The following is a 12,867-nucleotide window of genomic DNA, read 5'->3' on the forward strand; positions in this document are numbered from 1 at the left end:
GAGAAGTCCTAGGTTTGCATGGTGGTGGAACCTGCTGATCTTTGGCTTGCTATTTGTGCCTGGCGATTGCGTGCGGCAAATTCCGCAGGCGGTATCCGGCCAATCGATCCATGGGGACGGACTTGATTGTAATCGTCCCGCCACGCGGAGATGATCTGCCTGGCCTCCGCCAGCGAATCAAAGACATGCTCGTTCAGGCATTCGTCGCGGAGTCTGGCATTGAAGCTTTCGATGTAACCATTCTGCATCGGCCGGCCTGGTTGAATCAGGATGTGGCGGATGCCGCGGCTTTGCGCCCAGCCCATGAATGCCCGACTGGTGAACTCCGGCCCATTGTCCGTCCGGATCGCTGACGGATAGCCGCGAAATTGCGCCGCCTGATCCAACATCCGCGTGACGTATTGACCGGACATCGAGAAATCCACCGCAATCTGCACCGCTTCGTGGCTGAAGTCATCGGCGACCGTCAGGCATTTCAAGCGCCGACCACTGGCTAACTGGTCGCTGACAAAATCCATGCTCCACACCTCATTCCACTGTGTAGCGGCTTGCAGCGGCGTGCGCACGCCGGTCAGCTTACGCCGACGGTTACGTCGTCTAACCGCCAGACCTTGTTCGCGATACAAGCGGTACACCCGCTGGTGGTTGATGCCCGGAAACTCTGCGCGCAACAGATCATACACTCGCCGATAGCCAAAGCGGCGGCGCGTGTGGGCGATATCGATGATGCGGGCGGTCAGCCGATGCGTGAATGCATCGGTTTGCGGCGGATGTCGCCAGGCGTCTCGAGAAAGCCCCACAAGCCGGCAAGCGCGGCGTTCCGACAATGCCAGTCCGCTGCTTAGCATGATGCGGATGGCCTGCCGCTTGGCTTGCGGGGCTAGCGCTTTACCCCGAAGGCGACCTTGAGAGCTTCGATATCGAGGTGGGCTTCGGCCAGCAGCTTCTTGAGCCGGGCATTCTCGGCTTCCAGATCGCGAGCGCGCTGCAATTCCGCGACGTTCATGCCGCCGTATTTGCTTCGCCATTTGTAGAAGGTGGCTTCAGAGAAGCCTCCCTGGCGGCAGACCTCCTTGATGGCCATGCCGAGTTCGGCCTGCTTGAGAAAGCCGATGATCTGTTCTTCGGTGAATCGTTTCTTCATATCCAATCTCCGTGTTTGGTTGATTGGATTCTAAAGTCACGTGCTACTCAATACCGGGGGGGCGTCGGCATCGATGCGGAAACCCTGCAAATCCGCGCCATCGAGGTAACCGACAACCGCCAGAGCGATGCGCAAATGCTACCTTCGCTATTGACGCAAATCCCGGCTGATGAGCCGATAGGCTGCGTGAGCGGCGATGGGGCTTTTGATACCAAGGCGTGCCATGAGGCGATTGCCGCGCGGGGCGCGATCGGGTGCATTCCGAGCCGCAAGAATGCGAGACCGTGGAAAGGAAGTGTGCTGGGAGTGCTGGCGCGGAATGAGATTCTGCGGACCACCAAGCGACTAGGCCGGGCGATCTGGAAGCGTTGGAGCGGCTACCATCGCCGCAGCTTGGTGGAAACCAAGATGTATTGCTTTAAACGGCTAGGCGAGAGGGTGATGGCCCGGCGTTTCGATGGTCAAGTGGCAGAGCTGCAAGTACGTGCTGCCATCTTGAACCGCTTCAGCATGCTGGGCCGGCCGTGCACGGTGCCGGTGGCGTAAATCCGCTTGGGAAAAGGGGAAACTCTCCCTGTTCAGGATTTGTGCAACAGCGCCGCAAAATTCCGCAATGGCCAGCGGAGATCGAGGCGCAGTGTCCGCGTCTTGACGGGCATGACCCATTTTTCAGAGATGCCAGCATGAATGCATAAGTAGGTCTGGATAAGTCGTGGCCTCACTGTACTTAAGTTCTGCAAGAGTCTGGGCAGTGCAATTTTACGGCGAAGGACATGCGTAGGTTTTAGGATGAGCCCGTGAAGATTGTAGCTTAATGGGCTGGGCTCTCTAGGCTGATATCTTCGCTGCGTCGACATCGCCAGGACTCTCTCGGCTTTCCCTGTATATTTCGGCCTACAGCGGATGATCTCGCGTAGGGCGGATGCCCTGTAAGCAGGGCGATCCGCCGCTGAGTGATTGGCATATATCTGTCTGCCAAACTTGACCCTCGCGCAGTGTAAGGGGGATAATTCTTCGCTTATTCAAATGCTTAGTCAGCGCCGCCTTGTCAGCTAGAAGGCAGGTGCTACGCAAGGCGCGCGAGTGGTGCTATAGCTCCGGAAAATCGCGTTTTGTGTAGCACCGGCGGGACGGAAATAGGCGGAAATCAGCCGGAATGAACGTAAACAAGACTGCACCCCAAGGCGATGAAACCCACGCCAATCAAGGATTTCAAGCAAATAAGCCGTCCCGCCGCCTGAGCGTGGCGCCGATGCTGGATTGGACCGACCGCCACTACCGCTATTTCGCCCGCCAGATCACGCGCCATACCTGGCTGTACACCGAGATGGTGACCACCGGTGCGCTGCTGCATGGCGATGTGGAGCGGCATCTGCGTTTCCATGAGGCGGAGCATCCGGTCGCGCTGCAACTGGGCGGCTCCGAGCCGGCCGAACTGGCCGCCTGCGCCAAGCTGGCCCAGCAATGGGGCTATGACGAGGTGAACCTTAATGTCGGTTGCCCGTCCGAGAGAGTGCAGAAGGGCGCTTTCGGCGCCTGTTTGATGGCTGAGCCGCAACTGGTGTCCGATTGCGTCAAGGCGATGCGCGACGCGGTGGATATCGATGTCACCGTCAAGCACCGCATCGGCATCGATCAGATCGAGCATTACGATTACCTGCGCGAGTTCGTGGACACTGTGGCCGAGGCTGGCTGCCATACCTTCATCGTCCACGCGCGCAACGCCATCCTGAAAGGGCTGAGCCCGAAGGAAAACCGCGAGATCCCGCCGCTTAAATACGACTATGTCTATCGGCTGAAGCGGGAGCGGGCCGATCTGGAGATCCTGATCAACGGCGGCGTGAAGACCAATGCCGAGATCGCCGAGCATTTGCAGCATGTGGATGGCGTGATGGTGGGCCGCGAGGCTTATCACAATCCCTGGCTGATGGCCGAGTGGGACGCGCAGTTCTATGGCGACGAAACCGCTCGCCCGGAACGCGCGGCGGTGGTGGAGGCGATGATGCCTTACGTCACGGCGCGATTGGGCGACGGCAGCAATGTCCGCCACATCGCCCGCCACATTCTGGGCCTGTTCCAGGGGCTGCCCGGCGCGCGCAATTGGCGGCGCATGCTGTCCGACGCCAAGCTCTTGGACGGCGCCGACGCCGGCCTGCTGCGCCAAGCCTACGAAGCGACGCTGCAAGGCCGCCGCGCCTGAATACCGCGATGACCGCCCGCTGGCGGTTGTCGATCCGGGCGGCTTGGTGCCGCCTTTTGTCATTGTCATGCCTGGCATGACCGTCTGGAGGTGAATCCCAATTGAAAAAGTTGCAGAAGTTGATGCTCGCCCTGGGTTTGTCCACAAGCCTGGCCTACGCTGGCCCGAATGACGTGCTGCACATCTACAACTGGAGCGGCTCGTTGTCCGACAACATCGTCAAGCAGTTTGAGCAGAGTTGCGGCTGCAAGGTGGTGCAGGACTATTACGGCGACAACGAGGAAATGCTGGCCAAGCTGGCCGCCGGGGCCAAGGGCTACGACATGGTGTTTCCGTCCAGTTTCGTGGTGCAGGCCATGACCAAGCAAAAACTGCTGCAACCGTTGGATCACCGACAGATTCCCAATTTGAAGAATGTGGCGCCGGCTTATCTATCGCCAAGCTATGATCCGGGCAACCGCTACACCATCCCCACCGTGCTGTCACTGACCTCCGTGGGTTACAACGTGGAGAAGCTGCAGCAGCTTGGCATCGATCCCACCAGCTGGTCGGTGATTTTCGATCCCAAGGTGCTGCAGAAGCTCAAGGGCAAGGTGACGGTGCTGGACAGCTCGCGCGAGGTGTTCGCCGCCGCGCTGTTCTACCTGGGCAAGGACCCGAACAAAGCCACCGAAGCCGACATGCGCGCCGCGCGCGACGTGATCAAGCGCGCCAAGCCGTATTGGGCCGCCTTCTCCAATGCCAGTTATCTGAAGCAGCTTGCCATCGGCAATATCTGGGTGGCGCTGGGCTATTCCACGGAATTCTTCCAAGCCAGCGAGGATGCCCGTCTGAGCAAACGGCGTTTCCACATCGGCAATGTATCGCAGCGCGAGGGCAATGAGTTGGGCGTGGACACCATGGCCATTACCGCCAGCGCCAAACGGCCGGACCTGGCGCACCAGTTCATCAATTTCATGCTGGATGGCAAGCATGCCGCCCAGTTGACCAACCTGAACGGCGCGACTAACCCGGTCTCCACTGCCGGCGCGTTTTTCCGCGCCGATCTGAAAGCGCATCCGGTGATCAATCCGACGCCGGAACAGGCCGGAAAATGGACCGTGCTGCGCGAATTGACCCCGGCCGAGCGCCGCGTGCTGGCGCGGATGTGGACGGAAGTGAAGGTCAGCCGCTAAGCTGGCGGCCTGGCCGGACGCCATTGTTCCGGTCCGGCTGCACCGACAAGATAGAAAGAGCGAAAAGATGTTCGATCAACTGGTCCTCGCCAGCAACAACGCCGGCAAGCTGAAGGAATTCGGCGCGCTGTTCGCCGAGCTGGGCGTCACCGTGCGCCCGCAGCGCGACTTCGACGTGCCGGAATGCCCGGAGCCGCACCACACCTTCCTGGAAAACGCGCTGGAGAAAGCGCGCCACGCCAGCCGGCTGACCGGCCTGCCGGCGCTGGCCGACGATTCCGGCATCTGCGTCGAGGCGCTGGGCGGCGCGCCGGGCGTGTACTCGGCCCGCTTCGCCGGCGAGCCCAAGTCCGACGCGCGCAACAACGCGCTGCTGGTGGAAAAGCTGCAGGGCGAGGCCAATCGCCGCGCCTGGTATTACTGCGTGCTGGTGCTGGTGCGCCACGCCGACGACCCGCAACCGCTGGTGGCCGATGGCATCTGGCTGGGCGAAGTGCGTGACGAGGCCGCGGGCGAAGGCGGCTTCGGCTACGACCCGCATTTCCATCTGCCAAGCTACGGCGTATCGGTGGCCGAACTGGACGCCGCCGAAAAGAGCCGCGTCAGCCACCGCGGCCAGGCGTTGGCCGCGCTGATGGCCAAGCTCAAGGCGCTGGCATGAGCGTGGTCGACCTGTCGGCGTTGACCGGCGGCTTGCGCGAGCTGCCGCCTTTGTCTTTGTACGTGCATTTCCCGTGGTGCATCCGCAAGTGCCCGTATTGCGACTTCAACTCGCACGAGCCGAAAAATGGTTTCGACGAGATGGCTTATGTCGACGCGCTGCTGCGCGATCTGGAATACTCGCTGCCCGAGGTGTGGGGCCGGCCGTTGACCAGCATTTTCATGGGCGGCGGCACCCCCAGCCTGTTCAGCCCGCAGGCGATGGACGCGCTGCTGGCCGGCGTGCGGGCGCGCATGAAGCTGCATCCGGACGCCGAGATCACGATGGAAGCCAATCCCGGCACCTTCGAGATCGAGCGCTTCCGCGGCTATCGCGAGGCCGGCATCAACCGGCTGTCGATCGGCATCCAGAGCTTCAATCCCAAGCACCTGAAGGCGCTGGGCCGCATCCACGACGGCGACGAGGCCAAGCGCGCGGTGGAGATCGCGCTGACCCACTTCGACAACGTCAATCTGGATCTGATGTACGCGCTGCCGGACCAGACCCTGGAGGAGGCGCTGTCCGACCTCAACACCGCGCTGTCCTACGGCATCATCCATCTGTCGGCCTACCATCTGACGATAGAACCGAATACGATGTTCGCGGCGCAAACGCCGCAGAACCTGCCGGACGACGAAGTTTCGGCCGACATGCAGGAGGCGATAGAGTCCTGTCTGGAGGCCGCCGGTTTCGATCACTACGAAACCTCGGCCTTCGCCCGGCCGGGCCGCCACAGCCGGCACAACCTCAACTACTGGCAGTTCGGCGACTACGTCGGCATCGGCGCCGGCGCGCACGGCAAGATCAGCAGCCACGCCGGCATCGTCCGCCAGATGCGGCACAAGCAGCCGGCGGCCTATCTGAAGGCGGTGGCGGACGGCAATCCGCTGCAAAGCCAGCAGAAGGTCGCCCGTGCCGACCTGCCGTTCGAATTCATGATGAACCTGCTGCGCCTGACCGGCGGCTTCGAGAGCCGCTTGTTCCAGGAACGCACCGGGCTGCCGCTGGCGCTTATCCGCCGCCAGCTGGACGCAGCCCAGGCGCAAGGCCTGCTGGAAAGCGAGGGCGGCGTTTTGCGCCCCACGCTGCAAGGCCAGCGCTTCCTCAACGATTTGCTCACCCTGTTCCTCAAAGAAGGAGATGAATAATGGCTAAGGAAATTATCCACACCGACAAGGCTCCGGCCGCCATCGGCGCTTACTCGCAAGCCGTCAAGGCCGGCAACACTGTCTACCTGTCCGGCCAGATCCCGCTGGACCTGGCCACCATGGCCGTGGTGGAGGGCGGTTTCGCCGCCGAAACCCACCAGGTGTTCAAGAACATGAAGGCCGTGTGCGAAGCCGCCGGCGGCAGCCTGGACCAGATCGTCAAGCTGAATGCCTACCTGACCGACCTGTCCAACTTCGCCACCTTCAACGAAATCATGGGCCAGTACTTCAGCCAGCCCTTCCCGGCCCGCGCCGCAGTCGGCGTGGCCAGCCTGCCCAAGGGCGTGCTGGTGGAAGCCGAGGCGGTGATGGTGCTGTAAGCCAGATCGGCTCCTTAAGAAATAAAACCCCGCCTAATCAGCTAATGCCGTTCACTTAAGGATTTTCGGGCGACTTTTCTGGCCTTGAGAGCACAGGAATCCACAAAAAAAGCACCGTTTCCCATGCATAGAGACGGTGCTTTTCTCTTAAGTGAACGGCATTACCGCCTAATCAGCGGGGTTTTTTCATGGCGGGTAACGCTAGTCTAATGAGCTCAGCATTGCCGTCTGTCTTGCGTCGCTAAATGGAGACAGCCTGGGCAATCAGATCCGTAAGACACAGTGTTTGTGCCAACTCGTCTCTGCGAGGCGGCACGACTTGTGGCCAGTAGCGTCAAATGCTCCTGCCTTGGCATGGTGACGACATGATGGCAAGCGGAGTGGGTGATGCGGATCCTGATGCTGCTGGGAATGATTTTGGCCGATCAAGCGTGGGCCGCGCAGGTTTATAAGTGCCGCGAGCCCGATGGGCGAATCGCTTATAGCCAGCAGGCTTGTCCCTTGGGTAGCCAGCGCATCGAAATGAATACTCAGCCATTCAGCGTGGTGGAGCAGGATGAGCGTGACCGCGCCGCCACGCAGCGTTATCGGCGCGATCTGGCGGACTGGCTGGGCAAGCGGGAGAAGGCGCAGCAAAAAGCCGAAGCCGCTGCCGAGCGCGAGCGTCGCGAGGCGAGCAAGAAATGGCTGGCGGAGCGGGAGCGCTGCCGCCGCCTGGGCGACAAACAGCGGGCGTTGAGCGAGCAGATGCGGCAGGCGGCTTCGCGCAAGGCGGCGGATCGGGTACAAATGCGTCTTGCCAGGGTGGAGGATCAGATGCAGGATCGGGCATGCCATCAATATAAGGAGGACTGATGAGCGTTTACCGATACCGCATCGTCAATGTGTTTGCCGAGCAGCGTTTCGGCGGCAATCCCTTGGCCGTGTTCACCGATGCCGGCGGTTTGTCGGAGCGGGACATGCAGCTGATCGCGCGGCAGTTCAATCTGTCGGAAACGGTGTTTCTGCTTCCCGGGGACGCCGAATGCGCCGCCAGCCTGCGCATCTTCACGCCGGCTTATGAATTGCCCTTTGCCGGCCATCCCACCTTAGGCGCGGCGGCTGTGCTGCATGACATGGGCGAGTGCGGCGACGCGTTCACGCTGCGCACACGATCTGGCCTGATTCCCGTCACGCGCCGCGACGGCGTGTTCCAGCTGAGTGCGCTGAGCGCCCAGGCTTCGCCATCAGGTTTGTCGCCCGCGGCTGTCGCCGCGATGTTAAACCTGGATCCGGCCGATCTGGCAGGTCCCGCAGAGTGGGTCGATGCCGGCGCCGAGCAATTGCTGGTGCCTCTGGCCAGCCGCGAGGCGGTCCTGCGGGCCAAGCCGGAGCCGGAACAGTTCAAGCGCAACGCGGCCAAGGTGCCGGGCAAGGCGTTTGCCTATCTTTGGCATCAGCAGGACGGCTTAGCCACGGTGCGGCTGTTCTTCGAGCAGCTGGGCGCGGTGATTGAGGACCCTGGCACCGGCAACGCCTGCGCCAACTTGGGCGGCTGGTGCGCGCTGAACGGCCTGGCGCCTTTGGCCTGGCGCGTCGAGCAGGGCGAGGCTATCCAGCGGCCTAATGTTCTGTATTTGGACGTAGGAACGGATGGCTCTGTGCTGGTCGGCGGCCGCGTCATGGCGATGGGGGAAGGGGTGTTGCAACTGTGAGGCTGACTTGACGGTTGGCCCGCCAATTGGCATCCTAGAGCCGCTACTCCAAACTGTTGTTTCATAATAAACGAACGAGGAAAACATCATGATTCGAATCGCCAAAGCCGCTTGCGTGGCCGCCGTGTTCGGCCTGGCCAGCCAGATGGCTCTGGCTGGCAGCGCCGCCGGCCTGTGGAAGACTATTGACGACGAAACCCATCAGGCCAAGGCGCTGGTGCAGATCAACGAAGGGCCGAACGGTGAGTTGAGCGGCAGAGTCATCAAGCTGTATCAACATCCGGACGCGGTGTGCGACAAGTGCGACGGCGCCAACAAGGACAAGCCGGTCAACGGCATGCAGATTCTGTGGGGCCTGAAGAAGGATGGCGAAGAATGGAGCGACGGCAAGATTCTTGATCCGAAATCCGGCAAGATCTACACCTCCGGCGCCAAGCTGATCGAAGACGGCAAGAAGCTGCGCGTGCGCGGCTACATCGGCCCGTTCTTCCGCAGCCAAGTGTGGGAACGTCAGCAGTAAACATTGCCGGTTGATCGGCACGACGAGGCGGAGGCCGGCGCAAGCCGCTTCCGCCTTTGTCATTGTTGGGTACAATCGCCTACATGAATTCGCCGCTCGATCTCGCCAATCAGCCGCCGGCCGCGCCGGCCGCGCTGGTCAAAAAACTGGAAAAGCTGGGCATCCGCCGCCGCTTCGATCTGGTGCTGCATCTGCCGCTGCGCTACGAGGATGAAACCCACCTTTATCCGATTGCCGACGCGCCCTATGGCCAGCCGGTGCTGGTGGAGGGCACCGTCACCGCGCACGAGGTCAGCTACAAGCCGCGCAAGCAGCTGCGGGTGCAGATCGAGGATGGCAGCGGCACGCTGATGCTGCGCTTCATTCATTTCTATCCCAGCCAGCTCAAGCAGTTTGTCGAGGGCAACCGCATCCGCGCGCTGGGCGAGATCCGCCGCGGTTTCGTCGGCGACGAGATGGTGCATCCCAAGACGCGCGAGGTGCGCGAGGGCGCGCCGCTGGCCGACAGCCTCACGCCGGTCTATCCCACCGTCAACGGGTTGACCCAGCCGGTGCTGCGCAAGCTGGTGCATGCCGAGCTGAAGTCGCAAAAACTGGACGAACTGTTGCCGGAGCCGCTGCTGTCGCCGCTGGCGCTGCAGCCGTTTTCGGAGGCCATCCGCCTGTTGCATCAGCCGCCGCCGGAGTGGTCGGCGCAGCAGTTGGCCGATCCGCAGCTGCCTGCCTGGCAGCGCTTGAAATTTGACGAATTGCTGGCGCAGCAGCTGTCGATGCGTCTAGCCTATCGCGCGCGGCGGCTGGGCCAGGCGCCGCGTATTGTCGGCGATGGCCGGCTGACCGAAAAACTGCTGACCCAGCTGCCATTCAGCCTGACCGGCGCGCAGCGGCGGGTGCTGGACGAGATCCGCGCCGATCTGAAACAGCCGCACCCCATGCACCGGCTGCTGCAGGGTGATGTGGGCAGCGGCAAGACCATCGTCGCCGCGCTGGCGGCGCTGGCGGCGATAGAGGCCGGCTACCAGGTGGCGCTGATGGCGCCGACCGAAATCCTGGCCGAGCAGCATTACCTGAAACTGTCCGGCTGGCTGGCGCCGCTGGGCATCCAGGTGTCCTGGCTGTCCGGCAGCTTGCGCAAAAAGGCCAAGCAACTGGCGCTGGATGAGATCGCCTCCGGCCAGTCGCGGCTGGCGGTGGGCACCCATGCGCTGTTTCAGGATGATGTGGCTTTTCACAAGCTGGGTTTGGCCATCGTCGACGAACAGCACCGTTTCGGCGTCGGCCAGCGGCTGGCGCTGCAGGACAAGGGCGAGGAGCCGCACCAGCTGATGATGTCGGCCACGCCGATTCCGCGCACGCTGGCGATGAGTTTCTACGCCGATTTGGACGTGTCGGTGATAGACGAGCTGCCGCCGGGGCGCACGCCCATCGTCACCAAGCTGATCGGCAGTCCGCGCCGCGCCGAGGTGGTGCAATTCGTCGAGAAGACCTGCGCCGAGGGCAATCAGGCCTATTGGGTGTGCCCGCTGATCGAAGAGTCGGAAGCCTTGCAGCTGCAGACGGCGGTGGATTGCCACCAGCAATTGCAGCGGGACTTGCCTGGGCGGCGCATCGGGTTGGTTCATGGCCGCTTGAAGGCGGCGGAAAAGGCCGAGGTGATGGCGGCCTTCGCCGCCGGCCAGCTGGACGTGCTGGTGGCGACGACGGTGATCGAGGTCGGCGTCGATGTGCCCAACGCCAGCCTGATGGTGATCGAACACGCCGAGCGCATGGGCCTGGCCCAGCTGCACCAGCTACGCGGCCGGGTAGGGCGGGGCAGCGCGCGCAGCGTGTGCGTGCTGCTGTTCGAGAACCCGCTGTCAGACCTGGCCAAGGCGCGTCTGAAAGTGATCTACGAAAATACCGACGGCTTCGAGATCGCCCGGCAGGACTTGCAGATACGCGGGCCTGGCGAGTTTCTGGGCGCGCGGCAGAGCGGCTTGCCCATGCTGCGCTTTGCCGATCTGGAGCAGGATCAAGCCTTGCTGGAGGCGGCGCGCGATCTGGCCCCCATTCTGCTGGAGCGCTGGCCGCAGGCGGCGGAGGCGCATCTGGAGCGCTGGCTGGCGGGGCGGGAGCAATTCTTGAAGGCGTAAAAAAATCCGCCGCGATTGGGGGCATCGCGGCGGCGAGGGAGGATTGCTGCAAACAAAAGAAACCATTGATGAAGCGCGTTCATATTAGCAATTCATTAATTAATGGTTCAAGCGCAGACAAACAAGCCGTTGACCTGGATCAAGCATGAAAAAAAGCCGCTCCCGGAGCGGCTTTTTGACAGCGGTTGCGGCTTAAATCAGAACCACTGCGCCGCCAGGTAGTACATGCCGCCGGCCAGCAGCATCGCAGCCGGCAGGGTGAAGACCCAGGCCAGGGCGATAGAGCGCACGGTGCTCATTTGCAGACCGGCTTTATCGGCGATCATGGTGCCGGCCACGCCGCTGGACAGCACTTGAGTGGTGGATACCGGAAAGCCGAACCAGCTGGCCAAGCCGATGGAGATGGCGGCAGTGCCTTGCGCGGCCACGCCCTGGGCATAGGTCATGTCCTTCTTGCCTATGCCTTCGCCGACCGTTTTCACCACGCGTCTCCAGCCCACCATGGTGCCGACGCCCAGCGACAGCGCCACGGCCACGATCACCCAGGTCGGGGCATATTCAGTGGTGGTGGTCAGGTCTTTGCGCAGATTGCTCAGCAGCTGCTTTTCATCGGAGGACAGATTCGGCAGCGCCGCGGCATTCTTGGCCGCGTCGTCCAGGCACAGCAGGTGCGTGCGCACGTCCCAACGCTGCGAGGCACTCAGCTGGTGGTAATCGCTGCCGTCGCCCATCAATTGCAGCAACTGGGTGGAGGTGGCGATGGTTTGTTGCGGGTGGCACTCGTACTGGCTGCTGCCGTTGGACTTGACGATGATCTTGGACAGGTCGGCCTCGTGGCGCTGATAGAACTGCTGCAGATGCAGCGCGGCGTCGCGGGTGCGCTCCAGCTGGTAAGGCGTGCTGTCCAGGTTCAGCACGAACTTGGCCGGCACAATCCCGATCAGCACCAGCATGATCAGGCCCACGCCTTTCTGGCCGTCATTGGAGCCGTGGGCGAAGCTGACGCCCATGGCCGACACGATCAGCATGAAGCGGGTCCAGAACGGCGGATGCTTGCGGCCTTCCACCTGTTGGCGCTGGAACGGCGTCTTGTGCACATTGCTGTGCGGCCGGTAACGGCGCAGCAGGATGACGATGGCGCCGGCGATGATGGCGCCGACCAATGGCGAAACCAGCAGCGAGGCACCGACGTCGATGGCCTTGCTCCAGTTGATTCCGTGGGACAGCGAGGTATGGTTGATCAGGCTGTTGGCCACGCCGACGCCGAGGATGGCGCCGATCAGCGTATGGCTGGACGAGGCCGGCAGGCCCAGATACCAGGTGCCGAGGTTCCATAAAATGGCCGCGGCCAGCAAGGCGACCACCATGGCCATTCCGCGGCTGGTGTTCACCGAGATCAAGAGATCCACGGGCAGCAGGTGGACGATGGCGTAGGCTACGGCCAGACCGCCGCTCATCACGCCGAGGAAGTTGCAGACGCCGGAGTAGAACACGGCGAGGCGCGGTTTCATCGATTGGGTATAGATGACGGTCGCCACCGCGTTAGCGGTGTCGTGGAAACCGTTGATGAACTCAAAAGCGAGCACGAAGCCCAGAGAGAGCACCAGGGTGATGACTACATGGGTGTCGAGCCCGGAAAACAGGTCCAGCATGGCGAGTCAGTGTTTATCGTAAAGGCGGGATTGTTGGGGTCTGCGGGGGAGCAGTCAAGTTTAAATAAAAAAAATATAAAGCGTGTGGTTTTGCCGACCCAATCGACAGAATCCGCTTGACA

11 protein-coding genes and 1 pseudogene are annotated in these 12,867 nt (G+C 62.1%); 10 read left to right on the plus strand and 2 right to left on the minus strand.

The window, feature by feature from the left end; translation table 11 throughout:
• Nucleotides 1–8: 8 nt before the first annotated feature.
• A protein-coding gene (locus BI343_RS12935; protein ID WP_422614114.1) for an IS3 family transposase occupies nucleotides 9–1,144 on the minus strand; the annotation gives its coding sequence in 2 pieces (ribosomal slippage) (nucleotides 9–892 and nucleotides 892–1,144; 1,137 coding nt in all).
• Nucleotides 1,145–1,165: 21 nt separating this feature from the next.
• On the opposite strand from BI343_RS12935, the pseudogene BI343_RS12945 reads away from it, so the two are divergent.
• The 10 genes and pseudogenes from BI343_RS12945 to recG form a co-directional block, all read left to right on the plus strand.
• Nucleotides 1,166–1,690: pseudogene (locus tag BI343_RS12945) on the plus strand (IS5 family transposase); the annotation flags it as partial.
• A 706-nt stretch (nucleotides 1,691–2,396) separates the two neighbouring features.
• Nucleotides 2,397–3,344: a tRNA dihydrouridine(20/20a) synthase DusA gene (gene dusA / locus BI343_RS12950; RefSeq protein ID WP_244886645.1), complete on the plus strand. Its 948-nt coding sequence runs from the start codon at nucleotides 2,397–2,399 to the stop codon at nucleotides 3,342–3,344.
• A 101-nt stretch (nucleotides 3,345–3,445) separates the two neighbouring features.
• Nucleotides 3,446–4,519 (plus strand): ABC transporter substrate-binding protein, encoded by a 1,074-nt coding sequence (locus BI343_RS12955; protein ID WP_083340949.1) that lies wholly within the window; start codon nucleotides 3,446–3,448, stop codon nucleotides 4,517–4,519.
• A gap of 67 nt (nucleotides 4,520–4,586) precedes the next feature.
• On the plus strand, nucleotides 4,587–5,180 hold the full coding sequence (gene rdgB, locus BI343_RS12960; RefSeq protein WP_071109979.1) for an RdgB/HAM1 family non-canonical purine NTP pyrophosphatase: 594 nt from the start codon (nucleotides 4,587–4,589) through the stop codon (nucleotides 5,178–5,180).
• The gene (gene hemW / locus BI343_RS12965) at nucleotides 5,177–6,367 is read left to right on the plus strand and encodes a radical SAM family heme chaperone HemW (RefSeq protein WP_071109980.1); all 1,191 of its coding nucleotides are present in this window, start codon (nucleotides 5,177–5,179) and stop codon (nucleotides 6,365–6,367) included. Before rdgB ends, hemW begins: the two co-directional genes overlap by 4 nt.
• Complete coding sequence (locus BI343_RS12970) at nucleotides 6,367–6,747, plus strand: RidA family protein (protein WP_071109981.1); 381 nt, start codon at nucleotides 6,367–6,369, stop codon at nucleotides 6,745–6,747. The genes hemW and BI343_RS12970 overlap by 1 nt, the downstream gene beginning before the upstream one ends.
• 387 nt (nucleotides 6,748–7,134) lie before the next feature.
• On the plus strand, nucleotides 7,135–7,602 hold the full coding sequence (locus BI343_RS12975; protein ID WP_071109982.1) for a DUF4124 domain-containing protein: 468 nt from the start codon (nucleotides 7,135–7,137) through the stop codon (nucleotides 7,600–7,602).
• Complete coding sequence (locus BI343_RS12980) at nucleotides 7,602–8,441, plus strand: PhzF family phenazine biosynthesis protein (protein WP_083340950.1); 840 nt, start codon at nucleotides 7,602–7,604, stop codon at nucleotides 8,439–8,441. The genes BI343_RS12975 and BI343_RS12980 overlap by 1 nt, the downstream gene beginning before the upstream one ends.
• 88 nt (nucleotides 8,442–8,529) lie before the next feature.
• A complete protein-coding gene (locus BI343_RS12985) occupies nucleotides 8,530–8,961 on the plus strand; it encodes a DUF2147 domain-containing protein (protein WP_071109984.1) in 432 nt (143 codons plus the stop codon).
• Between the two features lie 83 nt (nucleotides 8,962–9,044).
• Complete coding sequence (recG, locus tag BI343_RS12990) at nucleotides 9,045–11,093, plus strand: ATP-dependent DNA helicase RecG (protein ID WP_071109985.1); 2,049 nt, start codon at nucleotides 9,045–9,047, stop codon at nucleotides 11,091–11,093.
• A gap of 197 nt (nucleotides 11,094–11,290) precedes the next feature.
• On the opposite strand, the gene BI343_RS12995 is transcribed toward recG, so the two are convergent.
• Nucleotides 11,291–12,745, minus strand: a complete 1,455-nt coding sequence (locus BI343_RS12995) for an inorganic phosphate transporter (protein WP_043623663.1) — start codon at nucleotides 12,743–12,745, stop codon at nucleotides 11,291–11,293.
• Nucleotides 12,746–12,867: the final 122 nt, after the last annotated feature.

This window comes from Chromobacterium amazonense, assembly GCF_001855565.1.
In the GTDB taxonomy this organism is placed as follows: Bacteria; Pseudomonadota; Gammaproteobacteria; order Burkholderiales; family Chromobacteriaceae; genus Chromobacterium; species Chromobacterium amazonense.